This is a genomic window from Nocardiopsis lambiniae, assembly GCF_031845465.1.
Lineage (GTDB): Bacteria > Actinomycetota > Actinomycetes > Streptosporangiales > Streptosporangiaceae > Nocardiopsis > Nocardiopsis lambiniae.
This window is the reverse complement of sequence record NZ_JAVREP010000017.1, coordinates 51,992-78,493: the sequence shown is the minus strand read 5'-3', so window position 1 is coordinate 78,493 and position 26,502 is coordinate 51,992. Positions and strand designations below refer to the sequence as shown.

The 26,502-nt window shown below is 69.2% G+C and carries 26 protein-coding genes, 1 tRNA gene and 2 pseudogenes; 19 read left to right on the top strand and 10 right to left on the bottom strand.

The genetic code is table 11. The features are described from left to right. Positions 1-177 precede the first annotated feature (177 nt). Positions 178-2,580 (bottom strand): beta-xylosidase/alpha-l-arabinosidase, encoded by a 2,403-nt coding sequence (locus tag RM479_RS21520; protein WP_311513568.1) that lies wholly within the window; start codon positions 2,578-2,580, stop codon positions 178-180. A 269-nt stretch (positions 2,581-2,849) separates the two neighbouring features. Between RM479_RS21520 and RM479_RS21515 the strand changes: the two genes are divergently transcribed. Then, positions 2,850-3,488, top strand: coding sequence for a TenA family protein (locus RM479_RS21515; protein WP_311513567.1), 639 nt, complete (start codon positions 2,850-2,852; stop codon positions 3,486-3,488). On the opposite strand, the gene RM479_RS21510 is transcribed toward RM479_RS21515, so the two are convergent. After that, positions 3,478-4,029, bottom strand: a complete 552-nt coding sequence (locus RM479_RS21510; RefSeq protein ID WP_311513566.1) for an SSI family serine proteinase inhibitor — start codon at positions 4,027-4,029, stop codon at positions 3,478-3,480. The two genes, RM479_RS21515 and RM479_RS21510, sit on opposite strands and share 11 nt — an antisense overlap. Positions 4,030-4,113: 84 nt before the next feature. On the opposite strand from RM479_RS21510, the gene RM479_RS21505 reads away from it, so the two are divergent. The 7 genes from RM479_RS21505 to pheA all read left to right on the top strand — a co-directional run bounded on the left by RM479_RS21505 (position 4,114) and on the right by pheA (position 10,325). Continuing rightward, on the top strand, positions 4,114-4,443 hold the full coding sequence (locus RM479_RS21505; protein ID WP_311513565.1) for a rhodanese-like domain-containing protein: 330 nt from the start codon (positions 4,114-4,116) through the stop codon (positions 4,441-4,443). Between the two features lie 76 nt (positions 4,444-4,519). Beyond that, entirely contained in the window at positions 4,520-6,568 is a 2,049-nt protein-coding gene (locus tag RM479_RS21500) for a sensor histidine kinase (RefSeq protein ID WP_311513564.1), read from the top strand. A 123-nt stretch (positions 6,569-6,691) separates the two neighbouring features. Continuing rightward, positions 6,692-7,324 carry an ATP-binding protein gene (locus tag RM479_RS21495; protein WP_311513563.1) on the top strand — a complete coding sequence of 211 codons (633 nt, stop codon included), beginning with the start codon at positions 6,692-6,694 and terminating at the stop codon, positions 7,322-7,324. A 132-nt stretch (positions 7,325-7,456) separates the two neighbouring features. Then, the gene (locus RM479_RS21490; protein WP_274812243.1) at positions 7,457-7,813 is read left to right on the top strand and encodes an STAS domain-containing protein; all 357 of its coding nucleotides are present in this window, start codon (positions 7,457-7,459) and stop codon (positions 7,811-7,813) included. A gap of 11 nt (positions 7,814-7,824) precedes the next feature. After that, a complete protein-coding gene (locus RM479_RS21485; protein ID WP_311513562.1) occupies positions 7,825-8,664 on the top strand; it encodes a glycosyltransferase family 2 protein in 840 nt (279 codons plus the stop codon). A gap of 51 nt (positions 8,665-8,715) precedes the next feature. Beyond that, on the top strand, positions 8,716-9,339 hold the full coding sequence (locus RM479_RS21480) for a DUF4446 family protein (protein WP_311513601.1): 624 nt from the start codon (positions 8,716-8,718) through the stop codon (positions 9,337-9,339). A 38-nt stretch (positions 9,340-9,377) separates the two neighbouring features. After that, positions 9,378-10,325: a prephenate dehydratase gene (gene pheA / locus RM479_RS21475; RefSeq protein ID WP_311513561.1), complete on the top strand. Its 948-nt coding sequence runs from the start codon at positions 9,378-9,380 to the stop codon at positions 10,323-10,325. Between the two features lie 260 nt (positions 10,326-10,585). Here pheA and RM479_RS21470 read toward each other — a convergent pair whose 3' ends face one another. After that, entirely contained in the window at positions 10,586-10,747 is a 162-nt protein-coding gene (locus RM479_RS21470; RefSeq protein ID WP_397222796.1) for a hypothetical protein, read from the bottom strand. Between the two features lie 136 nt (positions 10,748-10,883). On the opposite strand from RM479_RS21470, the gene serS reads away from it, so the two are divergent. Further along, complete coding sequence (serS, locus tag RM479_RS21465; protein ID WP_311513559.1) at positions 10,884-12,146, top strand: serine--tRNA ligase; 1,263 nt, start codon at positions 10,884-10,886, stop codon at positions 12,144-12,146. A gap of 77 nt (positions 12,147-12,223) precedes the next feature. Here serS and RM479_RS21460 read toward each other — a convergent pair whose 3' ends face one another. Both RM479_RS21460 and RM479_RS21455 read right to left on the bottom strand, forming a co-directional pair. Further along, entirely contained in the window at positions 12,224-12,754 is a 531-nt protein-coding gene (locus RM479_RS21460) for a bacterial proteasome activator family protein (RefSeq protein WP_274812250.1), read from the bottom strand. Positions 12,755-12,789: 35 nt separating this feature from the next. Further along, positions 12,790-13,764: an NAD(P)H-quinone oxidoreductase gene (locus RM479_RS21455; RefSeq protein WP_311513558.1), complete on the bottom strand. Its 975-nt coding sequence runs from the start codon at positions 13,762-13,764 to the stop codon at positions 12,790-12,792. A gap of 158 nt (positions 13,765-13,922) precedes the next feature. Between RM479_RS21455 and RM479_RS21450 the strand changes: the two genes are divergently transcribed. Beyond that, positions 13,923-15,521 (top strand): nucleotide-binding protein, encoded by a 1,599-nt coding sequence (locus RM479_RS21450; RefSeq protein ID WP_311513557.1) that lies wholly within the window; start codon positions 13,923-13,925, stop codon positions 15,519-15,521. Positions 15,522-15,879: 358 nt separating this feature from the next. Beyond that, the gene (locus RM479_RS21445) at positions 15,880-16,806 is read left to right on the top strand and encodes a universal stress protein (RefSeq protein WP_311513556.1); all 927 of its coding nucleotides are present in this window, start codon (positions 15,880-15,882) and stop codon (positions 16,804-16,806) included. A 34-nt stretch (positions 16,807-16,840) separates the two neighbouring features. Here RM479_RS21445 and RM479_RS21440 read toward each other — a convergent pair whose 3' ends face one another. From RM479_RS21440 to RM479_RS21425, 4 genes are all read right to left on the bottom strand, one after another. Beyond that, positions 16,841-16,993: a hypothetical protein gene (locus RM479_RS21440; RefSeq protein WP_311513555.1), complete on the bottom strand. Its 153-nt coding sequence runs from the start codon at positions 16,991-16,993 to the stop codon at positions 16,841-16,843. Between the two features lie 29 nt (positions 16,994-17,022). Next, positions 17,023-17,397: a VOC family protein gene (locus RM479_RS21435; RefSeq protein WP_311513554.1), complete on the bottom strand. Its 375-nt coding sequence runs from the start codon at positions 17,395-17,397 to the stop codon at positions 17,023-17,025. Between the two features lie 280 nt (positions 17,398-17,677). Next, complete coding sequence (locus RM479_RS21430) at positions 17,678-18,073, bottom strand: hypothetical protein (RefSeq protein ID WP_311513553.1); 396 nt, start codon at positions 18,071-18,073, stop codon at positions 17,678-17,680. Between the two features lie 106 nt (positions 18,074-18,179). After that, the gene (locus RM479_RS21425; protein ID WP_311513552.1) at positions 18,180-18,458 is read right to left on the bottom strand and encodes a hypothetical protein; all 279 of its coding nucleotides are present in this window, start codon (positions 18,456-18,458) and stop codon (positions 18,180-18,182) included. Between the two features lie 376 nt (positions 18,459-18,834). Here RM479_RS21425 and RM479_RS21420 point away from each other — a divergent pair, with 376 nt between their 5' ends. The 7 genes and pseudogenes from RM479_RS21420 (at position 18,835) to RM479_RS21395 (ending at position 25,655) form a co-directional block, all read left to right on the top strand. Beyond that, positions 18,835-19,623, top strand: a complete 789-nt coding sequence (locus tag RM479_RS21420; protein WP_311513551.1) for a helix-turn-helix domain-containing protein — start codon at positions 18,835-18,837, stop codon at positions 19,621-19,623. 905 nt (positions 19,624-20,528) lie between these two features. Then, a pseudogene (locus RM479_RS27630) lies at positions 20,529-22,076 on the top strand (zinc-ribbon domain-containing protein); the annotation flags it as partial. Between the two features lie 93 nt (positions 22,077-22,169). Next, a complete protein-coding gene (locus RM479_RS21415) occupies positions 22,170-23,009 on the top strand; it encodes a zinc-ribbon domain-containing protein (protein ID WP_311513550.1) in 840 nt (279 codons plus the stop codon). 67 nt (positions 23,010-23,076) lie between these two features. Beyond that, positions 23,077-23,838: a Scr1 family TA system antitoxin-like transcriptional regulator gene (locus tag RM479_RS21410; protein ID WP_311513600.1), complete on the top strand. Its 762-nt coding sequence runs from the start codon at positions 23,077-23,079 to the stop codon at positions 23,836-23,838. Beyond that, a pseudogene (locus tag RM479_RS21405) lies at positions 23,777-24,229 on the top strand (replication initiator); the annotation flags it as partial. The gene RM479_RS21410 and the pseudogene RM479_RS21405, both read left to right, overlap by 62 nt. Continuing rightward, on the top strand, positions 24,226-24,435 hold the full coding sequence (locus RM479_RS21400; RefSeq protein ID WP_311513549.1) for a helix-turn-helix transcriptional regulator: 210 nt from the start codon (positions 24,226-24,228) through the stop codon (positions 24,433-24,435). The pseudogene RM479_RS21405 and the gene RM479_RS21400, both read left to right, overlap by 4 nt. Before the next feature lie 20 nt (positions 24,436-24,455). Then, a complete protein-coding gene (locus tag RM479_RS21395; protein ID WP_311513548.1) occupies positions 24,456-25,655 on the top strand; it encodes a tyrosine-type recombinase/integrase in 1,200 nt (399 codons plus the stop codon). Between the two features lie 155 nt (positions 25,656-25,810). Here RM479_RS21395 and RM479_RS21390 read toward each other — a convergent pair. After that, positions 25,811-25,899, bottom strand: a tRNA-Ser gene (locus tag RM479_RS21390). Positions 25,900-26,030: 131 nt separating this feature from the next. Between RM479_RS21390 and RM479_RS21385 the strand changes: the two genes are divergently transcribed. Then, the gene (locus RM479_RS21385) at positions 26,031-26,489 is read left to right on the top strand and encodes a DUF4442 domain-containing protein (RefSeq protein ID WP_311513598.1); all 459 of its coding nucleotides are present in this window, start codon (positions 26,031-26,033) and stop codon (positions 26,487-26,489) included. Positions 26,490-26,502 lie beyond the last annotated feature (13 nt).

The following is a 26,502-nucleotide window of genomic DNA, read 5'->3' as shown; positions in this document are numbered from 1 at the left end:
CAAGATACCCGGTGAAGATCGCGATTCGATCGTCACCGGGTTCTCGCATGTCCGGAATCGGGTGCCCGGGACCGCCCGGGACCACGGTGACCGCTCCCGGCCATGGCCGGCCCCGTCGTCCCGGACGCGAGATCCCCCTTCCCTTCCTCTTTCCCTTCCCCCTTCCTCTCCGCGCCCTCAGCCTCCGATCCGGGACCGGTTCGTGATCTCCCGGTCCCCGGGGGCCGCCTCCCCCACCGGATCCAGCCGCACGGTCCCGGTGAGACGGCGGGTGTGGTCGACGGTGCGGGCGGAGCCTTCGAGCATCACGGTGAACGTGTGCCGGGTGTCGGTGGCGGAGGCCGCCAGGATGAGGTCCAGCCGGCCCGGATCGACCACGCGCAGCCCGTCGGGTCCGGTGTAGGAGGACAGGTCGGCGTGGAAGGTGAAGTCGACGGCGCGGGCCTCCCCCGGCTCCAGGTCCACCCGCGCGTACCCCACCAGACGCCGCCGCGGCAGGGCCACCCGGGCGACGGGGTCGTGCAGGTACACCTGGACGACCTCCGTCCCGGCCAGGTGCCCGGTGTTGCGGACGGTGCAGCCCACGGTCACCTCCCCGTCGGTGGACGTCCGGGCCGGTCCCGCGTCGAGGGGGCGTCCGTCGACGCGCGGGTCCTCCCAGGAGAAAGAGGTGTAGGACAGGCCGTGCCCGAACGGGTGCCGGGGGGAGGGGTCCACCGAACTGACCTCCCCGCGGTGGGCCAGGTCGGCGCCCAGGTAGGTGGTGGGCTGTCCGCCGGGCGAGCGGGGGACCGACACGGGAAGCCGGCCGCCGGGCCCGATCCGGCCGGACAACACCCCGGCGATGGCGGAGGCGCCCTCCTCCCCCGGCAGGAACGCCTGCACGACGGCGGCCGAGGCGTCGGCCACCGCCCCCAGCGCGTAGGGGCGGCCGGTGATCAGTAACGCGACGACGGGGACGCCGGTGGCCGTCAGCGCCTCCCACAGGTCCTGTTGGACCCCGGGCAGACGCAGGTCCTCGGCGTCGCAGCCCTCCCCCGAGGTACCGCGACCGAACAGGTCCGAGCGGTCGCCGAGCACCACCACGCACACGTCGGCGCCCCGGGCCGCCGCGACGGCCGCGTCGATGCCGTCGGTCTCCGGGCCGTCCACCGTGCAGCCGGGGACGTGCACGATCCGGGTGCCGGGCAGTTCGCCGTGGAGTGCCTCGTACACGGTGGGGACGGACACGCCGAGGGGCACCTCGGGGTGCCTGCGGCCCACGTGGGAGGGGAAGGTGTAGCAGCCGAGCATCGCGTCGGGCGTGTCGGCGAGCGGGCCGACGAGGGCCAGGGTGCGCGGGGCGGCCAGCGGCAGGACCCCGCGCGGGTTGTCGAGCAGCACGACGGAACGTTCGGCGAGGGTACGGGCCAGGTCGCGGTGCGCCGCCGGGTCGAGGTCGACGGGGGAGTCGTCGGGGTCGGGGGACCAGTCGGGATCGAGCATGCCCAGTTCGCACTTGTGGAGCAGGACGCGGCGGGCGGCCCGGTCGACGAGTCCTTCGTCGAGTTCCCCGGAGCGGACCAGACCGACGAGCCGGTCCCGGTAGCAGTGCGGGTCGGGGAGTTCGACGTCGACACCGGCGGTCAGGGCCAGGGCGCCCGCCCGCTCGGGATCCTCGGCGACCCGGTGCAGGGTGTGCAGGAAGGTGATGCCGAAGTAGTCGGCGACGACGGTCCCCTCGAACCCCCAGCGGTCCCGCAGCAGGTCGGTGAGCAGCCGGGGGTCGGCGGCGGCCGGGACCCGGTCGTTGTCGTTGTAGGCGTGCATGACCGAACGGGCACCGCCCTCGCGCACGGCCGTCTCGAACGGGGGCAGCATGACGTCGGCGAACTCGCGGGGGCCGATGGACACCGGGGCCAGGTTGCGACCGGAGCGGGAGGCCGAGTAACCGGCGAAGTGCTTGAGGGTGGCGATGATCCCGGTGGACTGGAGGCCGCGCACGTAGGCGGTGCCGATGGTGGCCACCAGGTGGGGGTCCTCGCCGATGGTCTCCTCGGTGCGCCCCCAGCGGGGGTCGCGGGTGACGTCCAGGACGGGGGCGAGGCCCTGGTGGACGCCGAGCGGGCGCATGGTCTCCCCGATGGCGCGGGCCATCCGCTCGACCAGGTCGGGGTCGAACGTCGCGCCCCAGGCGAGCGGGACGGGGTGGACGGTGGCCCGCCAGGCGGCCAGGCCGGTCAGACACTCCTCGTGGGCGATGGCGGGGATGCCGAAGCGGTTGGCCCGCATGATCTCGCGTTGGCTGCGAGCGAGGGAGGCGCGTCCGGCGGCGGGGTCCACGGGGACGGTGCCGAAGGGGCGGGTGAGCTGGCCGAGTCCGTCCTGGACGACCCGTTCCCACACCAGCGGTTCGCGGGAGGCGTCGTGCTGGTGGGGGGCGACCGGGGCGCCGGAGGCGTCGGCGCGCACCCACACACCGTTGAGCTGGGCGACCTTCTCCTCCAGGGTCATCGCGGCCAGCAGCCGGTCGACCCGGACGCCGGCGGGCAGGGAGGTGTCCCGCCAGGCGCCTTCGAGGGGTTCGGGGGGTGAGGTCATCCGGGTGTCCTTTCCGGAGCTTAGAAACTTTCGGAAGTTTTATCGAAACCAATGGAACGAGAATGTACGTTCGGTGGACACCCGGGTCAAGAAGTGGAGAGAGGTGAATCACAGGATCTGAAGATCTCCGGAGAAAAAGCCCTGTTCGCCGCTGTATGGGGTGAGTGACCGGAGGGATGATGGAACGATCGGATACCGAAAATTTCGGAGAACCCGAACGTCGGGGGGCGCCGCCTCGGCCCGTACGACCCGGGTGGCACACTGCGTTCGTGGGAATCATCGAACGCCTTCACGAGATCGGGCGGCCCATGGTCGCCGAACAGCTCGCGCACCCGACCGTCGCCGGCATCGCCCGAGGCGACCTCGACGACCGGGCCTTCCGCTACTGGCTGGAGCAGGACCACCTCTACCTGCTCGACTACGCGCGCGCCTTCTCACGCCTGGCCTGGCAGGCCCCCGACGACCACTTGGCCGATCTGGTCGGCATCGCGCACAGCACCCTCAACGAGGAACTCGAACTGCACCGCTCCCTGGCCGGTGCGTTCGGTGCCGACCTCACCGTCCGGGACAAGGGGCCGGCCTGCGCCGCCTACACCGCCTGGATCGTCGACGCCGCCGCCGACTACCGGGACGGCCTGGCCGCCGTCTACCCGTGCATGTGGGGGTACAACCGGCTCGGTCTGGCCCTGGCCGAGGACAAGCCGGACGAACCTCGCTACCGCAGGTGGGTGGAGACCTACGCCGACCCGGCGTTCACCGAGCTGACCGAGCGGTACGGGCGCAGGCTGGAGGAGGCCGCCCCCGACCCCGAGCGCGCCGAGCGCTTCTTCCGCGAGGGCATGCGCCACGAACTCGCCTTCTGGGACACCCCCGTCGTCCTGCGTCGGGGCGGCTCGATCAGGGATTGATCACCGCCTCCACCTCGGAGAAGCGATCGATCTCGCAACCGTTGCGCTTGTTGAACTCGGTGTCGATCTCGGTGTCCTCGATGTGGCCGGTCACCCGGACCACCTCGGGCCCGCCGATCTGCATCGTGCACGTCATGGTGCTCGTGTCGAGGAGGAAGGGGTCGGTCCCGACCTCCTCGATCTCCGCGCACGCCGCCTCGGGGTCGGGGTGGTCCCCGCTCTCGGGGGCGCAGGTGAGCGTCCACACCCCCTCCTCGAAACCGGATTCGGGGGTCAGACCGTCCTCGTCCCCGAGGGAGCGTTCGATGGTCAGTTCGATGTCGGAGGAGCCGTCCGCCGGCTCGTTCTCCTGGGGTTCGGTACCGTCCCCCTCCTCGGAGGGGGCATCCTGGTCGGGGGCGGAGGGACTGGATTCGTCGGACCCCGGTGCCGGGGCGCCCACCTCGGTGGGCTCGTTGCCACAGGCCGTGAGAAGCAGGCCGAGGGCCGCGAGCGCGGCGAGTCGGGTCGGCAGGGCCGTCGCGATGGTGTGCTGAGCCATGACGCTTGGACGTCACCGCGTCACGTTCGGTTCCCTTCCTTTCCCGGGCTTTTCAGACGATCACGGATCAACAGGGGGTTGAGGATGTTCGGCAACGTGCCCGAGGTCAACGTCACCGAGGTTCCCGAGGACGGGTACCTGCTCGACGTGCGCGAGAACGACGAGTGGGCCGCGGGCCACGCTCCCACCGCCGTGCACATCCCGCTCGGCGAGCTCAACACCCGGGCCGGGGAGATCCCCCGGGACGTTCGGGTGTACGTGGTCTGCCGGGCGGGCGGTCGCTCCGCGCAGGCCGTCGCGGCGCTCAACAACGCGGGGTGGGAGACGGTCAACATCGCCGGCGGGATGCAGGCCTGGGAACTCACCGGGCTCGACATGGAGACCTCCTCGGACGCCGAGCCGAGAGTGATCTGAGTCCCATCGGGGCCCGAAAGCGATCGGATTGCCCAAAGCCCTGCCCCAAGGGGCCTTCGGGTGGCACTATGACGACGTGAGTTCCGAGCGCGCGCCCCTCAGCGCCGCAGCCGTGCTGGCCTCGTCGGCGGACGCGGTGGTCGGTCTCGACAGCGCACTCCGGGTCTGCCTGTGGAACCCGGCGGCCGAGCGTCTGTTCGGCTGGCGGTCCCAGGACGTGATCGGGGGGCGGCTGCCGATCGTCCCCGCCGAGCTGAAGGCCGAGCACGGCGCGGTGCTCGAACAGGTGCGCGCCGGGCCCCCGTTGACCATCCACACCCGGCGCGTGCGTCGTGACGACACCCCGATCGACGTGCGCGTCAGCACCGCCGCCGTCACCTCGCCCGACGGCGGGCACGACGGCTGGGTGCTCACGCTCTACCCCACCGACAACGAGGCGCAGGCGCACACCGCCGCCATGGAGCGGGCCCGGCTGGTGCGCCGGCTCACCGACGTGGTCGTCGACATCAACGCCGACCTCAGCCTGCAATCGGTGCTGGACCGCATCTCCAGCGGCATCACCGAGCTGACCGGCGCCGACGCCGGCGGTTTCGTCCTGCTCAACGAGGACCGTGTGGAGCTGGTGAGCATCACCCGGCTCTCCCAGACCCTCCAGGGGTACAGTGCCCCGCTGGAGACCAGTCTGTTCGGCGAACTGCTGCGCAGCGGCAAGTCGGTGCTGCTCGCCAACGACGACACCCGGGGATTACAGGACCTGGTCTGGGCCGACCTGCCCGGACTGCACACCATCGCCCTGTGCGTGTCCAACGTGCACGGACGCCCCTACGGCGCCCTGTACGCGCTCTACAGCCAGCGCAAGGTCGGCCACGTCGAACTCGAACTGCTCGAACTGCTGGCCGCCCACGCCGGGGTGGCCATCGGCAACGCGATGGCCTACGAGGAGCTCAACCACCAGCGGGTGCACGAACAGGCCGTCGCCGACTCCAGCGCCGACGGCATCGCCGTGCTCGACTTCGGCGGTCGGGTGCGCAAGTGGAACCGGTCGGCGGTCGAACTCACCGGTTACCCGGCGGAGATCGTGGAGGGCCGCCATCCGCCGTTCCCCATCCCCGCCTGCCACGGCCGTCCGGTCAAGCACCGCCTCAAGGACGGACGTTGGCTGGAGATCCTCATGGCGCGCATCCCCCGCACCCACGAGTGGGTGGTGGACTTTCGCGACATCACCGCGCAGAAGGCGATGGAGGACGAACGCGAGGCCTTCCTGGCCACGACCGGCCACGAACTGCGCACCCCCATCACCGCGATCCACGGGTTCGCCACCACCCTGATCCGCAAATGGTCGCGGATGAGCTCGGAGGCGCAGCGCGAGGCGGTGAGCAACATCGTGGACCGGTCGACGGCGCTGACGCTGCTGGTGGAGAGGCTCAGCCTGGGATCGGACGCCTCCCGGGGCGAACTGGACGTCAACCCGGTCCCGTTCGAGCTGTCCCAGGTGCTGCGCCAGGCGGTGATGACGTTCCGCTCCCTGTCGGACCGGCACGACGTGGTGCTCTCCGCCTCGGACGACCTGCCGACGGTGTTCGCCGACCCGCTGGCCACCGGCATCATCATGGACCAGCTGCTGGACAACTCGATCAAGTTCTCCCCCGAGGGCGGCACGGTGCACGTCACGGTGACCGTGGAGGGCGACGAGGTCGCGGTGTCGGTGGACGACGACGGCCCCGGTCTGCGGCCGGGCGACGAGGAGCGGGTCTTCGAGCGGTTCTTCCAGGGCGGGGTGCGCGGCGACCGGCGTCGTTTCGGTGGTCTGGGCCTGGGGTTGTACATCGTCCGCAAACTCGCCCAGGACCAGGGCGGGGACGTCAGGGCCCGTCGGCTGGAGCGCGGTACCCGGATGTACTTCACCCTCCCGCTGTACCGGGACGGGGGTGCCGGCCCCGATCCGGACGGCCCGCGGACGGCGATCGTCGAACCGCCCGGGGTGGCGGCCGTCCGGGCCGGGGTGACCGGTGGGCAGACGTCCTTCAAGCCACCTGCGTCACAGGAGTCGTCAAAAATATCCCCAAACCCCGAACCCCTGCCACGCCGACGATCCGCGCGTCCCACGGCCGGCCGAACCGGTTGATTCACCTGGACGTTGGTTTCCGTTCGAGGTGATCGGGGCATTTCCACCCCTGGTGGAATTCGACGTCACACAACGGGCGGGTTCCGGACCGCACCAGAGCACGAACGCGCAGGGACGAAAGCCGTGTCAGGAGATCACACCCCGTTCGACGCCGGGGAGCACCCGAGCAAGGTCGAGCGGCACGTCATCCTCCCCTACGTTCCCCACAGCGTGATGGGCGCGCGACGACGGCTCAGCGATGATCTGCGCGCCATGGAGATCCACGAGGAGCGCATCGACGAGGCCGCCCTCATCATCAGCGAACTGGTCAGCAACGCCCTGCGGCACGCCAGCCCCCTGCCCACCCCCGCCAACCCGGCCAACAGCGTCGGCGTCTCCTGGCGGGCGGAGGTCGACGGTTCCCGGGGGGCCGGCGGCTGGATCGAGATCTCCGTCCGGGACGGCGGGTCCACCACGATGCCCCGGGTGGCCCGACCCTCCACCTCCGGTCTGGGCGGCCGTGGCCTGGGGATCGTCCAGCACCTGTCCGGCCGCTGGGGCACCGAGATGGACGCGACCACCACCACGGTGTGGGCCGTCCTGGACCTGTCCGCGGAGGACGGCGACGCCGGGGCGGGCGCGACCGGCGCGGTGATCGAACCGACCTCGACCCCGGACCGGTCCTCGACCGCTCGTCCCGGTACCGGCGCCAGACCCTCCGACCCCCTGTCCTTCGCCGTCCACGACGGCGGCCGTGTCCGCGGCGCCCTGCTCTGACCTGGCGCGCGGTCCCCGTCCCGGCCCGCACGGACCGCCGTCGTCGGCCCCCTCGGGAGCGAAGGGGACCGATGTCGCGAAACACCGTCCACGAGGTGGCCCGGCCCGGAGCGGGCCGCTACAGTCACGACTGTGGAGTTGAAGATATCGAGCCGATCTCAAGATGACCTCGCGGTGGTAACCGTCGGCGGTGAGATCGACCTGTACACGGCACCCCGATTGCGCGACGAACTCATCGCGGCCCTCGACGAGGGGGCCCGACGGTTGGTCATCGACATGTCGTCGACCGAGTTCTGTGACTCGACCGGCATCAGCGTGCTGCTCTCGGCCATGAAACGCTCCCGGGACAAGGGCGGCGACCTGGAACTGGTCGCGCCCAAACCGGCCGTCATGAAGGTCTTGGAGGTCACCGGCCTGCACGAGGTCTTCGTCATCCACCCCGACACCGACGCGCTGCCGGTGGCCGCGGGGACCGGGACCGCGTCGTAGACCGGCCCGGAATGATACGGGGAAGGACCGGCGGCCCTGAGCCGGCCGGGATCGCCGTGGTGATCGCGGCCAAGGACGAGTCCGCCCGCGTGGGCCGTACCGTGACCGCCGCCCGGGCCCTGCCCGGGGTGGACCTGGTCATCGTGGTCGACGACGGTTCCACGGACGGCACCTCCGAGGTGGCCCTGGCGTCCGGGGCCCGGGTGCTCCGGCACAGCCGCAACCGGGGCAAGGGCGCGGCCATGGAGACCGGTGCCGAGGGTGTTCGCCTCATCGAGGAGCACGAGGAGGGGGCCGGTGGCGTTCGCCCGCCCCGACACCTGCTCTTCCTCGACGCGGACCTGGAGGCGAGCGCCGCGGGGGCGGCGCCCCTGCTGGACCCCGTCGTCGAGGGCAAGGCCGACATGACCATCGCGCTGTTCCCGGCCACCCGCCTGCGCCTGGGCGGGCACGGGTTCGTGGTGCGCCTGGCCCGGGGCGGGGTGCGCCGCGCCACCGGGTGGGAACCCGAGCAACCGCTCAACGGGCAGCGCTGCATCACCCGGGCCGCGTTCGAGGCCGCGCGACCGCTGGCGCCCGGCTTCGGAGTGGAGACCGGGCTGACCATCGACGTCCTGCGCGCGGGCCTGCGGGTGATCGAGGTGGAGGTGCCGTTGGAGCACCGCGCCACCGGCACGGACATGCGCGCCCAGTTGCACCGGGCGCGCCAGTTCACCGACGTCCTCCGGGCCCTCGCGGTCCGGAAACTGCCCGCCCTCGTGCGCCGGACCCTGGCGGGACCGCGCCGCCGGATCGGCGGTGCGGGTCGGCGGAGGGGCACGAGTCGGCCATCCTCCGGTGAAAATCGCTGATAACAGCACCATGGGTGCTCTCGGTGGCGGTACGCTCACACGGTGTTCACCATGATCCTGGCCGTCCTCGGCGTGCTCACGGGTCTGGGCGCACTCGCCTTCGGCGGGTACGCACTGGCCAGGGCACGTGCCATCGACGCCGACACCCGTGTCCTCGCCCAACGCGCCGTCGCATCCGCGCAGGCCGGTGGTATCGATCCCTTCGCCGTGCGCGACATGGCGGTGCTCCACTACGACGCCCTGGAGGAGATGTCCGGGGCCCGGTCCTTCTCCCTGGCGCTGCTCAACGGCGACGGGGACGGGGTGGTCGTCACCTCCATCAACGGGCGCACCGAGTCGCGCACCTACGCCAAGGCGGTGGTGCGGGGCGAGTCCGAGACCCTGCTCAGCCCCGAGGAGTACCGCGTCGTCCGCGCCGCCCGGCTGGGCGACGGTGTCCGTTCCACCACGCCCGTCACCCGGGTGGCCGGTCCGGTGGTGCCCGAGGACGCCGAGGCGCCGGTGACGGTCGTCTCCGAGCCCGAACCCGAGCCCGGGGCGTCGGACGGAGCCGACACCGAGCCCGGGGCCGGGGGCCCGAAGGTGGTGGAACCGGTCGGACCGGGCGACGCGTCCCCGGCGTCGCGACGCCGGACCGCGATCCGCAAGGCGCCCGAGCCGCGCCGCGAACCGTGACCGACCCCGGCGCCCCGGGTGCGTATAGCCTGAACACCATGCCCGACCGTTACGCCTACCTCGGCCCCGAGGGCACCTTCACCGAGGCCGCCCTGCGCACCCTGCGCCCCGACGTGCCCGACACCGCGCGCATCCCCTGTGAAGGGGTGGCGGCGGTCTTCGACGCCGTCCGCTCCGGCGAGGTCGCCGGAGGCGTCGTTCCCCTGGAGAACTCGGTCGAGGGAGGCGTCACCTCCACCATCGCCGAACTCATCAACGGCGAACCGCTCGTCATCAGCGGCGAGATCGCGGTGCCGGTGGAGTTCGCCCTGTTCGCGCGGCCCGGCACCACCCTGGCCGACGTCAAGACGGTGGCCACCCATCCGCACGCCCTGGCCCAGTGCCGGGGCTGGCTGGGCCGCCACCTGCCCGACGCCGAGACGACCACCGTCTCCTCCACGGCCGCCGCCGCCCGCAGCGTCGCCGAGCCCGGAACCCCCTACGACGCCGCGATCTGCGCCGTCATCGCCGGGGAGCGCTACGGGCTGCACGCCCTGGCCACCGGGGTGGGCGACCGCGCCGACGCCGCCACCCGGTTCATCTACCTGTCCCGGCCGGGGCGGCCGTCCGAGCCGACCGGCACCGACCTGACCTCGGTGGTCGCGTTCATCGCCGACGACCACCCGGGCGCGCTCATCGAGGTCCTCACCCAGTTCGCCGTGCGCGGGGTCAACCTCACCCGGCTGGAGTCCCGTCCCACCGGGGACGGGCTGGGCAGCTACTGCTTCTGTATCGACGCCGAAGGTCACGTCGCCGACGCCCGCGTCGGCGAGGCCCTCATGGGACTGCGCCGGGTCTGCCGGGACGTGCGCTTCCTCGGCAGCTATCCGCGCAGCGGGCGGGCCACCGAAGTCGACCCGCCCCTGCGCCCCCGCCCCGCGACCGAGGCGGACTACGCCGCGTCGGAGCGGTGGTTGGCCCGGATCCGCTCCGGTGGGATCGACTGACCCACCCGTCGTCACCCCCGGCGGACGGTTCTCCGATCGACGGTGGACCCCTCCTCCGGACCGCCGCGTCGCCGCCCCCGCGCGGCGACACCGTCCCCGTTCCCCGGACCACTTCGGCCGCGCGACCATCGAAGGGGCCTGCACCCCTCAGGGGCGTCCGCGCCGCCGGCCCCGCCCCCGTCTCGCGAGGGACGGCCCGGACGGCCGCCCGCGGGACCTCGGCCCCATCGAGCCGGGCGAGGGCATCCGAGGAGCACGGTCTAGGAGTCCAGCACGTCGCCGGCCTCGCCCTCGCCCTTGAACACCCACTCCTCGGCCGCGGCCCGGCGCAGCTCCAGGTAGAGCGCCAAACGCAGGGCGGTGTCCCGGGGCCGTTCGGTGTCCAGGGCCTCCAACGCGGCGCTCAGTTCCTCGGTGGTCATCTCTCTCAACGGTTTCACTGCCGTTCCCTTCCCGGGCCTCGTCATCTCTCATGGTGATGACGTGGTGACACCGCGTTCATGACGCGAACCCGGAAAAGATGTCGGGGCGGGCGGGCCCGGACGGTAACCTGCAAACGTGATCGACCTTCGCGCTCTCCGAGAAGACCCCGAACGACTCCGTGCCTCCCAACGGGCCCGCGGTGAGGACCCCTCCGTCGCCGACCGGCTGCTCGAACTCGACGCCGAGCGACGCTCCGCGCTCACCCGTTTCGAGACCCTGCGGGCCGAGCAGAAGAGTGTCGGCAAGTCGGTCTCCAAGGCGTCCCCCGAGGAGCGTGAGGCGCTCCTGGCCAAGGCCAAGGGGCTCGCCGCCGACGTCAAGGCGGCCGAGGCCGAGGCCGACCGCCTCGCCGGCGAACTCGCCACCGTCGTGGCGGGGATCCCCAACATCGTCGAGGAGGGCGCCCCCGAGGGCGGCGTCGACGACTTCAAGGTCCTGGACACCGTCGGCACCCCGCGCACCTTCGACTTCACCCCGCGCGACCACCTGGAACTGGGCGAGAAGCTCGGCGCCATCGACATGGAGCGCGGCGCGAAGGTGTCCGGCTCCCGCTTCTACTTCCTCACCGGCGTCGGCGCCCAGCTGGAGCTGGCCCTGCTCAACATGGCCATGAACCAGGCCGTGGCCGCCGGGTTCACCCCGATGATCCCGCCCGTCCTGGTCAAGCCCGAGACCATGGAGGGCACCGGGTTCCTCGGCTCCCACGCCGACGAGGTCTACCGGCTGCCCGCCGACGACCTGTACCTGGTGGGCACCTCCGAGGTGCCGCTGGCCGGGTACCACGCCGGGGAGATCCTGCCCGCCGACTCCCTGCCCAACCGGTACGTCGGCTGGTCGCCGTGCTTCCGCAGGGAGGCCGGCTCCTACGGCAAGGACACCCGCGGCATCATCCGGGTGCACCAGTTCAACAAGGTGGAGATGTTCGTCTACACCCACCCGGACCAGGCGCACGAGGAGCACAAGCGGCTGCTCGCCTGGGAGCGGGAGATGCTCGACAAGCTCGAACTCCCCTACCGCGTGGTCGACATCGCCGCCGGGGACCTGGGCACCAGCGCCGCCCGCAAGTACGACTGCGAGGCGTGGGTCCCCACCCAGGAGACCTACCGCGAGCTGACCTCCACCTCGAACTGCACCGAGTTCCAGGCCCGCCGCCTCAACGTGCGCTTCCGGGACGAGGACGGCAGGTCGCGCTTCGCCGCCACCCTCAACGGCACGCTCGCCACCACCCGGTGGATCGTCGCCATCCTGGAGAACCACCAGCAGGAGGACGGCTCGGTCGTCGTCCCCGAGGCACTGCGCCCCTACCTGGGCCGTGACGTGCTGGAGCCCATCGCCTGACCCGCGACTCCGCCGCGCGAGGAAAGGAGCCCGCCCCCGAGAGATGAGGGGGCGGGCTCCTTCACGGAGGGGCCGGTCTACAGGTAGGGGCCCGAGACGTGCTCCTCCGCCGGGACCTGGCCAGGCTGGGCCTGGAGTCCCGCGACTCCCGGAGGCAGGGCCTTGCGCATGTTCTCCAGCTGGGCGCGGGCCGCCATCTGCTGGGCGAACAGCGTGGTCTGGATGCCGTGGAACAGACCCTCCAGCCATCCCACGAGCTGTGCCTGCGCGATGCGCAGTTCGGCCTCGCTGGGGGCGGTGCCGTCGGCGAACGGCAGGGTGAGGCGGTCCAGCTCCTCGATCAGCTCGGGGGCCAGGCCGTCCTCCAACTCCTTGATGGAGGAGGTGTGGATCTCCTTGAGGCGGGTGCGGCTGGCCTCGTCGAGCGGGGCCGCCTTCACCTCCTCCAACAACTGTCGGATCATGCTGCCGATCCGCATCACCTTGGCGGGCTGCTCCACCATGTCGGCGAGCGAGCGGGGCCCCTCGTGATCGTCGTCGCCCTCATGCGGGTCTACGCCCACGACCAGCACCTTCGGTTGCTCCTTCGAATCGTCTGCGTTGCTCATCTGTCCCCTTATATGGATGTCGTCGGCCGCGCCCGTCAGCGGGTGAGCAGGATCTTGCCGGTGTGCGCGCTCGATTCCATGACGCTGTGCGCCTCCGCCGCGTTCCGCATCGGCAGAGTGCGGTCCACGACGGGGCGGATGGCTCCTTGTTCTACCAACGGCCATACCTGCTCCAGTACTCCCGCGACGATGGCCGACTTCTCGTCGAGGGGTCGCGAACGCAGGGACGTGGCGTGCAGGGAGAGGCGCTTGGTGAGCATGCGGCCCAGATCGGCCTCCGCCGATCGGCCGCCCATCAGGGCGATGACCACCAGCCGGCCACCCGTGGCCAACGAGCGGAGATTCGCGTCGAGGTAGGAGCCGCCGACGATGTCGAGGATCAGGTCCGCGCCGCCGGCCTCGCGCATCCGCTCGGTGAAGTCCTCGGTGCGGTAGTCGATCGTGATCTCCGCACCGAGGTCACGGCAGAACGCCAGCTTCTCCTCGCTCCCGGCGGTGACCGCCACCCGGGCGCCCAGCGCGCGGGCGAACTGGATCGCGAACGTGCCGATGCCGCTGCCGCCGCCGTGTACCAGGACGGTCTCCCCGGCGCGCAGGCCGCCGACCATGACCAGGTTCGACCACACCGTGCAGGCGACCTCCGGCAGGGCCGCCGCCTCGGTCACCGCCACACCCTCGGGTATCGGCAGCAGCTGACCGACCGGCACCGCCGCCTTCTCGGCGTAACCGCCCCCGGCCAGGAGCGCGCACACCTCGTCGCCCACCGACCAGCCGGATCCCTCGGTGCCCGGACCGAGTTCCACGATCGTCCCGGAACACTCCAGGCCCGGGTACTCGGAGGCGCCGGGCGGGGGCGGGTAGTGCCCCTGCCGTTGGACGACATCGGCGCGGTTGACGGCGGTGGCGGCCACCTCGACGAGGACCTCCCCCTCGCCGGCGACGGGATCGGGGACCTGTGACCAGGACAGGGCCTCGGGCCCGCCCGGTTCGGTGATACGGATCGCGTGCATGGGAACGACCGTATCCGCTCGGGGGATCGTGTTCGGGATGGGATGGGGGATGCTTTGCCGGGCCACTGCGGGTAAGAGTGAAACCAGGGAGCGACCCCCGCTCCCCGGCGGGGTACCCCTCTCTCCGCAGTACACCCCCTTCACGCAGGAGAACTCCGGTGTCACACCAGGATCAGAACGGGCCGGACGCAGGCTTCGAGGCAGAGGAGCACGACGCGTCCCCGTGGCGGCGGGCGGAGGACGGAACCGACGACTTCAGGGCGGACGTCACCGAGCTCGCGTCGCGCCTGCCGGACGCGCCGAGCCCGCGCGAACAGTGGTTCGGCGGGGACGCCCCGCCGCCCCCGCCGTACGCCGCGCCGATTCCGCTGGAGACGGCGCACGCGCCACTGGAGGCGCCGCGGCGCCTCCCGGACGAGCCGTCCGCCGAGGAGGAGACGGAGCGCGTCCCGTCGGAGCCCGTGTCCGCGCACTCCCCTGCGGAGGCCGACGATGACGCCGAGGCGGAGGTGCGGGCCGACACCGTGCGGCTGATGCCACGCGTGCGCGAGCGTCCCGGCCGCCCCGCCCCCGTCGCCGACGATCCCCTGGCCCCCCGCGACCTGCGACGCGACGCCGACGTTCCCGAACCCGAACAACTGCCGCCCCTGGAGCCGGGGGCCGACGCCGAACCGGAGCCCCCCGTCGCGGAGGCGCCGCCCGCGCCCGTGGAGCGGCCGAGGCCGGAGTACCGCCCCGCCCCCGCGCCGCTCGCGTTCCCGCCGGTGGCCCCGGAGCCTCCCACCGTCTCCCCGACGCCCCCGGCCTCGGGGGTCCCGCACGAACGCCAGACCTCCGACTCCCTCAACGCCGCGACCCTGGTCCGCAACCGTCGGCAGGGGCCCAGCGGTGGATGGCGGCGCGCCGTGCACTCCGCCACCCTGGGTCTGGTCAACCCCGGGGAATCGCCCAAGGTGCTCCGCCGCCGGGAACTCGTGGCACGGGCCTGCACACCCGTCGCCACCGGCCACCACCGTGTCGCGGTCCTCAGCCTCAAGGGCGGGGTCGGCAAGACCACCACCACCGTCGCCCTCGGGGCCACCCTGGCCTCCCTGCGCGGCGACCGCGTACTGGCCGTGGACGCCAACCCCGACCGCGGCACCCTCTCCGACAAGGTGCGGCTGGAGACCGCCGCGACCATTCGCGACCTCCTCAACGAGCGCCACCTGGTGGCCCGTTACGCCGACATCCGCGGGTTCACCTCCCAGGCGCCCAGCCGGCTGGAGATCCTCGCCTCCGACCGCGATCCCGCCGTGTCCGAGGCGTTCGGCGACGAGGACTACCGGGAGGTCGCCCGGCTCGTCGAGCACTTCTACTCCATCTGCATCACCGACTGCGGGACCGGGCTGCTGCACGCGGCGATGCGCGGCGTGCTCGGGCTGGCCGATCAGATCGTCCTGGTCAGCTCCGCCTCCGTGGACGGGGCGCGCAGTGCCAGCGCCACCCTCGACTGGTTGGAGGCGCACGGACACGAGGAACTGGTGCGCGACGCCGTCGTGGTGCTGTCCATGGTGCGCTCCGACAGTAAGAGCAGCGTCGACCTCGAACGGCTCGAAGGCCACTTCGCCTCCCGGTGCCGCACCGTCGTCCGCGTCCCCTGGGACGGACACCTCGAAGAGGGCGCTGAGGTCGACCTCGACCGGCTCGCCCCCGCCACCCAGGACGCCTACCTCCAACTGGCGGCGACGGTAGGGGAGGGTTTCGCCCGCCAGAGGTGACGGGCCCCGGATTCCCCGGCCTCTTCGTGGGCAGTGGACGAGGAGGAGGCCGGGGATCCACGACCGCGCCGGGCACATCGACACCGGTGCCGTGCGCACGTGGTCCGGCCCGGGGAGGGACCACCGAAGGCGGGAGGGGTCGACATGGTCGTCATCGGTTCCCGTGTCCGCGGTGGCGTGCGCGGCCCGGTCACGGGGTCGATCGGCAGGGGGGCGCACCGCACCGACGTTCCGGTGGGGGTACCGCATTCCGGCGATACGGACCGAAGGCCCTCGCATTCGCTACCTTCTCCCCTGTGGCGTTCCCGGCTTCCGATGGTGTAGTCGGTGATGATGAGTGGCTGAAAGGGGTCATGACATGGTGAACAAGGACCGCGCACCGCTCGTACTGGTGGGCGTCGACGGATCTGACCACGCGCAGGCGGCCCTGGAGTGGGCGGCAGCCGAGGCCGTCCGCAGGGATGCGCCGTTGCGGATCGTGCACGCCCTGGGCATGCCGCTGATCGTGTCCGCGTACGGTGGGCCGGTTCGGTTCGAACCGAGCGAGGAGATCCAGGGACAGGCCACCGAGGTGCTCCGGGACGCCGTGGCGCACGTCGCCAAGGTCGAACCCGCGGCGCGGACCGAGACGGTCACCGCGCTGGAGGAGGCGCCGCTGGCACTGCTGCGCCAGAGCCACCCGCACGACCTCATCGTGATCGGTACCCGGGGCCTGGGCACCGTCAAATCGCTGTTCGTCGGGTCGGTGAGCGTCCGTGTCGCCGCGCACGCGCCGTGTCCGGTCGCGGTGGTGCCCTCGCACGAGGGGAAGCCGGCGACCACCGGTCTGAAGCGGATCGTGATCGGCGTGGACGGTTCCCCCAACGGGAACCGCGCCCTGGGCCTGGCGGTCGACCTGGCCGCCCAGAGCGAGGGCGAACTCGTGGTGGTGCACAGCTGGGAGGTGCCCTACCCGTACGACCCGGTCGCCCTGACGGCCGCTGGGTACCGGCCACAGGAGGACCTGTTCGAGCGGCAGTCCGAGGAACTGGTGGCCGGACTGCTCGCGGAGGCCATCGACCAGCAGCGCGACGACGTCGACATCGACGTCACCGTGGTGCGTACGCAGAACGGTCCGGTGAACGCCATCCTGGAGGCCGCGGAGGGCGCGGACGCCATCGTCGTGGGCTCCCGGGGGCGCGGCACCGTTCGCGGTCTGCTCCTGGGCTCGGTCAGCCAGGGGGTGCTCCACCAGTCGAAGATCCCGGTGATCGTGCTCCCCAAGCACGCCGACGAGGACGAATAGCGCGGATCCCGGCGGGGTCCGCCCCGCCGGGATCTCATTTCCGGGCGTGGTGGAAGACGCTCCACGCGGCGCCCACCAGGAACATCACGGGCACGCTCACGAGGATCGCCGCCCACAGCGGCCAGTCCAGCAGCCACCGGACGAGCACCGCCACGAGCAGGGAGACCGCGGACACCACCACGGGCAAGGCCCCGCTCCTCTCCGGGGATTCCGTCGTCACGCGGCGTCGTACTCCAGGCAGAAGGGGTGCCCGGCGGGGTCCGCGTACACACGGAACCAGACGCGGTCTCCGCCCTCCTCGACCCGCAGCCGCGTCGCGCCCATCCCCAGCACCCGCTTCTCGGCGGAGTCGATGTCCTCGACCCACACGTCGAGGTGCGCCTGCTGCGGCCTTCCCGGATCCGGCCACGCGGGCGGTCGGTGGTCATCGACCTTCTGGAACGCGATGACCGGCCATTCCTCCGGGTCCCCGATCACCACCCAGTCTCCGCCCCGCAGGGTGACGGGTCTCCCCAGCAGCTCGGCGTAGAACGCCGCCAGAGCCTCGGGGTCGGAACAGTCGTAGACGAAGGTGTGCAGCCGTCCGATCATGCCCGCAGCCTTCCACGCCCACCCGCGCCCTGTCGACGGTCCGACCCATCCCGTGTCCTTCGCGGGCCGGGCCCGGATCCGGGCCCGCGACGCCGCCGAGGACCTGCGCGGTGCCACTGCGGTGAGCACGGCCGGCGGTCCGAGCCCCGGGACCAGCACCGAAGGCCTCTCCCGCCTCGTCACCCCAGGGTTCGCGGCTCGTTCCCGGAAGGCGGAACCTGCCACCGCTCCGTCGACGCCTCGGCCGAACCGCGGTCTCCTCCGGGCGTCGCGGAGGGCATCACCGGGTCCGGAACCGGTACCCTCCCTCGGCCGCGTCACCGAGGAGCAGGTCGGGGGTTCCGTTGACGAGCACGTACGGGCGGACCAGTGGTTCGGCGTGGGCGTCGAGGTGGGTGTCGAGGAAGGGCAGGGGGTCCTCGGTCCTGGACCGGGGCACCAGAGTCCGTCGGGGAGCGGCGGCCGTCCCGGACGGGGACGACCCCGGTGCGGCCTCCAGCGCCGGGCGTCGCGGTGGTGCCTCCAACGCCGCGCGGAGTCCGCGGTCCTTGGAACGGGTGAGGACCGACGACACCGCGCTCAGCATCCCCGCCAGCGCCGAAGCGCACGCCCACCACAGCCGGGACGTCGCCGTCGGGTGCGGCTTCCGGTGGCGTCCGTTGTTGACTCTGACCATGGTCGTGCTCCTGTCATGTGATCAATGTTGCTCAGATTCTGCGATGGTCCCCCGAAACGAGTGGACAAGGTGACCGGTCCGTACGCGATTTCCGCGGCCGAAGGGCTCAGGGCATGACGTCGACGCTCAGGAGCGCGGAGAGCCGCGCGTCCTCGTAGGCCAGCACCGCGGCGTTGACGGCTCCCATCAGTGCGGCGTCCTCCAGGCCACCGACGGGGCGGATGCCGTTCTCCCGCCGCCAGGCGCGCAGGTGCTCCGCCGCGGCGTCGAGCGCCTCACCGAGCGCCGCGGTGTCGATCCCTCCGCCCTGGGGGACCATCGCCCTGGGAGACACCGACGATGCGGGCCGGCTGTGCCGAAGGGGGTGCTCGTGTGTCGGCATCATGACTGTTCTCCTAGGGGTGGGCGGGCCTGTGGCCGTTGTCGGCGACGGCCGGGTGGACGAGGGGGAGCGGCCGGGGCGACCGCCGTGAACGCCCCCGTGTCCACGGCGGCCGCGATCCGGAGTCGTGCCCCGTCGGGGCACAGGGGCGTCCTCGGGAAGACGGGAGTGAACCCGGGGGCTCCTGTGACCCGCTCGGAGATGATGGCACACGTGGTCAAGATTGTGCAAACAGAGGTGATCAAGTGGTCAATCGTGCTTGCCCGGATTGCCGTGTTCCAGGTGGAACGTATGACAGTCGATGCTCATGGCGACCCTGTGCACAACGGCCACCGCCAGAAGTAACCTTGGACACGGACGCGACGTGGGAAGGCGGAACATGGTGGAGAAACCGACGAGGGGAGCACTCGTCAAGGCGCGGCGCAACGAGCTGGGCCTGTCCCAGAACGAACTCGCCGGCCTCGTGGGGGTGTCGCGCGGCACCATCCGCAACATCGAGGCCGACCTGGTCGAACCCAACAAGGCCACCTGGGTGTCCCTGGACCGTGTCCTCGGGAACACGGGGGAGCAGGTCGGGGAGCCCTCGACCGAGGTCGGGGACCGGGTCGAACACGACTCCTACGGGCAGGGGGTGGTCGTCGCCCACGGTCAGGGCTCCCGTATCCGGGTCGACTTCGGAGCGCCCCACGGGGAGAAGGACCTCGTCCTCAAGTACGCGCCGGCCGAACTGGTCGAGGAGGAGGAAACGGGTGGGTCGGAGACCTCCCGTGGCCGCCCGGAGGCGGATCCCTCCTCGGTGCCCGGCGAGATCGCCGAGGTCCTCATGTCGGGGCCGGTCATCGATTACGAGGTGTTCCACCCCAAGGAGGGCGATGGCATCGCCGTCGTCACCATGCTGGTCAAGACCACGGACGCGCGGCTCTCCCGGCGGGACCGGCGCTACATCTCCGAGGTCTGGGACACGCTCGCGGACTCACTGCACGCCGACCCGGACTCCGAGGACGTTCCGGAACCGGAACCGGAACGGGAACCGGCCGCCCCGCAGCGTCGAACGGAGCCCGTCACTGAGCGCCGCACCGTCACCCGGCGGACCGCGACCGGTACCCCGACGGCTGCTCGCGGAACCGAGCCGGAGATCGGGGAGAGAGGTCGCGCCACGGGCCGCTGACCTAGGGCGATCCCTCCCCGCGTGATCTCAGGGGCCTTCCCGCCTGTGCCGGGCCCTTCTCCGAGGCATCGGTACGACCGAGCCGCGCCCGCACCACGGCGTTCCGGCCGATGAGGCCCGAGTCCGGCCCCCGAAGCGTCGGAAGCCGTACGAGACGACGCCGAGCGGGTCACCTTCCCTTGTTCCGGCCCGGACCGCCCCACTTCCCGACAGGCGGCCCCTCGGGCGGCTCCGGGTGCCGCTCCACCCCACGAGACTCCACGACGCCCTGCCCGAAGCGCTCCGGGCCCGTCCCCGGCACTCCGGGGAGGCGGACGCGGCGCCGGCCGCCCGCCGGGCGAACTCGACCCGCTGAGGGGATGAGGCCCGCTGCCCGAGCCGTGGCGGCCTGGCCGACCGAACCCCGGCGACGAAAGAGGCCGCCTGCTTCGCGGCAGACGGCCTTTCGCGGAGGGTATGGGATTTGAACCCATGAAGCCCCGTTGCACCGGGGGACCCTGACGACCTGTCGACAAAGCGACGAATGGCTTTGTGACCTGCGCTGACGTTCCGGGGGCTTCCCATGGATTCTGGGGGCTTCTCGGAGCTATGTGCACTGAATGTGCATCGCGGTGAGGCTCAGCCCAGCACCCCGACTCCGCGCGGGCCTGTACCTTCCCGGTCACCTTTGCCACCGCTCCCTCAGCCCCAGCACCCGGCAACCACGGTCCCGGTCCGGGGTGCCCGATGGCGCTGGGGCCGGTCACCCCAGACAGTCCGTGTCGCGCCATCGGGTGCTCCGGGATCTGAGCACGTCATCAACCAATGGCACTCAAAGCCCTGCGAAACGGGTATGACGTGGGTCACCATGAATATCTCGGGTAACGCTGTTTCCGCTCGTCCTACGGGTGTGTCTGAGAGACGTCATGTGGCACGCGGCCTACGGCCGTGCGCTCGGGACCGGGCGGCAGCCCGCAGCCCGAGCGGCGGCTGAGGGCCGCTGCGACGGCGCCCGCGCCGTCGCCTTGATCCCATACAGCTCAACTCGGCAACTTTTAGTAATTGAAGAGGAAGAAATGCCTCGGGTGACCTTACGTGAAACAAATCCGAGTATTTTTCGAGAAATTCGCGAAGTGGAGTCATATTCGGGGCCGCTCGAAACTCTAACGAATGGCAGTGGGCGGGTAGTCCTCTGGAAATGCTCTGATTGCTCTCACGAATGGCGAACGAGAGTGGTGGATAGGACAAAGGGCGGAGGTCATGGCTGCCCGTCTTGTGCTAAAAAAAGTCAAAAAGGGTTGCGACAGAAGCCAAAACCCGGAAAAGATTTTCTAACTCTATTTCCAGAGCTTTCCGCCGAACTGGAAAGCGTGGTGGGAGAGCCGGGTCGTACGGCTGCTCAACTCAATTCGAACTCATCAAAAATTTGTCTTTGGAGATGTTCGGTGTGTGGAGATACATGGAAAGAGAGTGCAAGATCTCGTGCGAGGAGGGTAGCCGGATGCAAGTCATGCGAGCTCGCAAAGAGGATGAGTGATATTTCTTCAAAGGTAGACGAGAAAAAATCTCTCCTTAGCCAGAACACCGAATTAGCAAAAGAGTTTATCGCCGTTCTTGATGGTGATGATTTTCGAGTTAGTAATATTCATCCACTGTCAGATAGGCTCTGTATTTGGCGTTGCCCTGACTGTTCGCACGAGTGGAATCAGACGATTAAGAAACGCACCTCAGGAGGGCCAGGCAGTGGCTGCCCGAAGTGCGCACGCGAGCGCACACTTGATGCGAAAAGGCTTGCGCCGCCGGGACAGTCGATAGCAGATCTACATCCAAGTGTTGCCTCAGAATTTATTCGAAATATTGATAGGAACATTGATGTCTCACAACTTAAGCCGGGCAGTAATTACATGTGTGAGTGGCGGTGCAAAGACTGCCGTGCTTACTGGAGAACCACACCAAACAATAGAATAAGTAACGGGACTGGATGTCCTGCTTGTTTTGAGAAGCGGAGAGGCTCTTGGAAAAAAGTTCCTAGCGAAATTTCGAGGACTGCTTCGGACGTTCTAAAAGAGGTCTCTGGAGAATTCGTTTCTAACATCACCAATCCCGAGTTGGATCTTTCAATGCTGAGGCCCGGATCTGGTGACAAATGCGTTTGGCAGTGTTCAAAATGTGGGAACAAATGGGAAGCTACTGTCAATTCCCGTTTGCGCTCCCATCGAAATCGGAGCGGATCGGGTTGCCGTAAGTGTTACGATAAGCGGATCGCTGTACATCGCAGGAGGCCGAAGTCAGGAGAATCGCTTGCTGAGGCCTTTCCCCGCATTAGCAAATCATTCGTAAGAAATATAACGACCCCCGGCCAAGATCCAAGTCATCTGAGATCCGGAAGTAACGACAGATGTCTTTGGCGCTGCCCAAATGGGCACGAGTGGGAAGCACTTGTATTGTCCAGAACTCAGGGTTCCGAATGCCCTAAGTGCACTTCCCGTGGTCGATCTCGTTTCGAACTCGAAGTTGTATTTCTACTGCGATCGTCTTGCAGTGTAGCTGTCCATTGGGACTACGAAGTGAGTGGTGTTGTCGGGCTTTCTGGCAGGCCACTTCGAGTCGACCTTTACATTCCTGATGCCGAACTTTATGTTGACCTTGATCCACTGTATACGCATCAAGATTTCAGGGCGGCAGAAAAGGATGCAAGAAAATCTTCTCTGCTGAAACACTTGAATTACGTGCGACTGCGAGCAAAAGGGCTTCCTAATATCCCAGGCGTATCGATTATTGTTGACGATGCAACTCGAAACGGGGTTGACCCGTGGACGTGGGCCACCGCACTGAGGGCACCGCTGGCATATAACGGTATAAAATATTCTCATTTATCCCAGTCGGAAAAAGCGTCGATCTTGAGGGCAGCCGCCGAAGCCTGGGGGGAATCTAAAGGTCGGGTTCGATATTTTTCTGTTGCAGAAAAATTTCCCGAACTAGTTAAGGAATTCAGAAGGAATCTGACAAATGAGAATTTCGACCTTGACCTAAGATCCGTCTCGTCGAATGATTTGGTTGAATGGGAGTGCAGTTCATGTCAAAGTGTGTGGCGGGCTTCTATCCGCAATAGAACAAAGGGGTCGGGCTGCCATGCCTGCTATAGGAAAAAAGGCAATGCCAAAAATACCGCTAGGTCAATGGCCCCTCAGGGTGAATCTGTTGCAGATCTCATGCCGGAAGTTGCCGATCGTTTCATAAGGTGCCTCACAGACCCTTCGCGAAATCCTGGGAATTTGCGGTTGCGCAGCAATATCCTTTGCGAATGGCGCTGCCAGACGGGCCTTCATGTATTTACTGCAGGCGTGTTCGTGGTGACAGGGGCTAAAGAGCGGCGCTGCTGCAAGGGGCGCAGCGGATCCACGTAGATTTGCATTCATCGCCAGTTGGGTGACATCTGGTATTAAGTTGGATTAGAGTCATTTCGTGTCTAAGATGGATTTGGAAGCTATCGGTGAGTTGCTGCAGGAAGCACGGAAGCGGAGCCGCTGTTCGGGCGCTTCTCTGGCTGCACGTGCAGGGGTTTCGCAGCCGACCGTGTCCCGGGTGGAGAGCGGGCAACGCGTCGCCAGCGTGGAAGCGGTAGAGCAGTTGATCGCGGCTCTGCCGTTCTCGCAGGAAGAGGCCAAGCGGCTGACCCTGATGGCCCGGGATGCCTACGCGCTCGCCTCGTCGGAGAAGCGGGTGGATGCCGGGGTCTCCCTCGTTCCTGGTGCTGGGCGGAAGCTCCTCGCGTCAGCGTCGGCGGTATGGGGATTCCAAGACGCGATGGTTCCGGCGGTGTTGCGGGTTCCCGAGTACGCGACCGCTGCCGGTGGTGGCGCAGGCTCGTTTGCGGACTGGGACAGGGTTTTGGCGGACGAAGGCAAGTCCTTCCGACTGGTGGTGACCGAGTCGGCGCTACGCACCTGGCCCGGGTCGGGTGAGTTCATGCCCGCCCAGCTCGAACACCTCGCTGCGGTCGCTGAACGGCCGAACGTGTCCCTCGGGGTCATCCCTTGGGGTGTGGGCCTGCCGGTGATGCCTCCGCACGGGTTCACCGTGTGCGATGAGGCCGGGGTGCTGGTGGAGACCTTCACCGCCCAGATGACCCTGACCGGGCCCGAGCACGTCACCCCCTATCGGGAAGCCTTCGAAGCCCTGTTCGCCTCGCTGCTCGAACTGGCTCCGGTACGGCATCCAGCCCCAGGACGTTAAAGCCGGTCAGCGTCCCGGGTTCTGCCGCTCCAAAGCCCACCGACGCGAACACCTCGGCTACGCGGGCCGTCGCGTGTTGGTCTCCCGTAAGTGGTCCGGCAAGACCCTGGCCGACCACAAGGCGGACCGGCTGGCCTGGGTCCTGGACGCACTCGGTGTCGACCCCACAGGCGAGGGCCAGGGCGACGACGAACACCCGCGTTCCCCGGTGCTGACCTCGGTCAACTCCGATGACTACGCCTGGGAACTCGCACGTCCCACCGATCCGGACGTGGCTCCCCGAGAACAACGGCTCCTCCGCGCGGTGGGTGAAGCTCTCAAACGCCGTTCCCAGCTCGACGCCGCACGGCAGAACGATCTTTCGGCAACCACCGAGACGAGGGCCGCATGAGAACCGCTGGCACCACTCCGACCGTGCCCCGGTCCCGTGCTGAGGAAGGGCTCTGGTCGGTCAAGGACACAGCCGCCTACCTCCGTGTGCCCGCCAAGACGCTCTACGAGTGGCGCTACAAGGGCGACGGTCCTCCCTCCCACCGCATCGGCCGGTACGTGCGCTACGTGCCCGCTGAGGTCCACGCCTGGGTCCGAACCCGGTAACCCCCCCAAGGAGACTGACTATGGCCCGTGCCTGGGTCTACGACCGCACCAAGGACAAGGCGTACACCGAAGCCGTACGCAAGGCCAGAGCCGCCAAGCGCACCCCTCCCGCGCGGTGGATGGTCCGCTACTACGACCCCTCCGGGAAGATCAAAAGCGCCGGCACCTACAAGAAGAAGCCGGACGCCGAGAAGCGGCAGACCGAGATCGAGAACAGCCTGCGCGAAGGCTCCTACCGCGACCCCTCGGCCGCAAAAGTCACCCTCGGGCAGATGGCTGAGAAGTGGTTGACCACCCGTACCGACATCAAGCGGTCCACCTGGTGGCAGTACCGGGCCGTGCTCGACAACCACGTGCTTCCGCGCTGGGGAGACCAACCGCTCTCGGCAATCCACGGGGAGGACGTCGCCGTATGGGTGGCCCAGCTCCAGAAGCCGCGGGACGAGGGCGGATCGAACCTCGGGGCCTCCCAGACCAGGCACGCGCACGTCGTGCTGTCGATGGTGCTCGGCTGGTGCGTGCCCCGGCGCATCCCCTACAACCCGGCCAAGGGCGTGCCGCTGCCCAAGCCCTCCGAGTCCGAACACGTCTACCTCGACCACGTCCAGGTGGAGGCTCTGGCCAACGCCGCTGGCGGGCTGCGCACCAAGTACGGGCAGATCGCCTCGACCGCTCCGGTCAACCGTGCGCTGATCCTGCTGCTGGCCTACACGGGTCTGCGCTTCAACGAGGCTGCTGCCCTGCGGGTGGGAAGGATGGATCTGGAGCGGCGCCGGGTGCGGGTGGTGGTGGCCTTCGCTGAGGTGGAGGGCGAACTCATCGAACAGACCCCCAAGACGGGCAAGCCCTGCACGGTGCCCGTGCCTCCCTCGCTGGTGCCCGAACTGCGGCTGCTCCTGGAAGGGCGCGACCCCGATGAACTGGTGTTCACGACTCGTCGGGGCGCTCCGCTGCGCATCCGCAACTGGCGTTACCGAGAGTTCGGCAACGCGGTGCAGGCGGCCGGTCTGGCGGGCAAGGGGCTCACCCCGCACAAGCTCCGGCACACAGCCGCCTCACTCGCCATCGCCTCCGGGGCCGACGTGAAGGTGGTGCAGTCGATGCTCGGACACGCCACGGCCACGATGACCCTGGACCGGTACGGACACCTGTTCCCGGACCGCCTGGACGAGGTGGCCGAAGCCATGGACGTCGCCCGGCTGGCCGCACTGACCGCGTGAGCCCTCCTTCACCGACCCCAGCGGGGACAAGACCCCGGATACACCGAAGGCCGGTGGCCTATGGACCATGTGCACTGAATGTGCACCGGCCCGGGACCACCGGCCTTCGCCGTGTTCCTTGGAAGCCTCCCACCTGGGGAAACTCCCTGATTCTGCGGAGGGTATGGGATTTGAACCCATGAAGCCCCGTCAAGGACTTGGTGCTTTTCAAGAGCACTGCACTCGGCCGCTATGCGAACCCTCCCCCGGGACCTCTCGGTCTCCGTGGGTCATCGTAGCCCACGTGTCCAGCCGGCACGTGGTCGCCGGGGAACTTCCCGGCGCCAGGGTGGCGTGTGTGGGTTACTCACGAGTAACATTCGAGACATGGCAAACATGAACGCCGAGACGGCGGAGATGGTCAAGTCCGGTTTCCTGGCCGCGGTGCCCTTCGCCCGCACTCTCGGCCTCTCCTTCGTCGACCTGGACCTCGGCCGCGCCGAGATGCGCCTGCCCGACGACCCCGACCACCACAACCACATCGGTGGCGCGCACGCGGGCGCCATGTTCACCCTGGCCGAGTCGGCCTCCGGGGCCATCATCGTCGGTACCTTCGGCGACACCATGGACCGCGCCCTGCCCCTGCCCACCAAGGCCGAGATCCACTTCCTGAAGATGGCCACCGGCGACCTGACCGCCGAGGCCGTGCTCGGCCGCCCGCGCGAAGAGGTCATCGCCGAACTCGACGGGGGCCGGCGCCCCGAGTTCCCCATCGACGTGGAGATCCGTACGGCGGACGGCACCGTCACCGGCAAGATGACGATCATCTGGACGCTCAAGCCGAACCGGAAGTGACACCCGCCCCCAC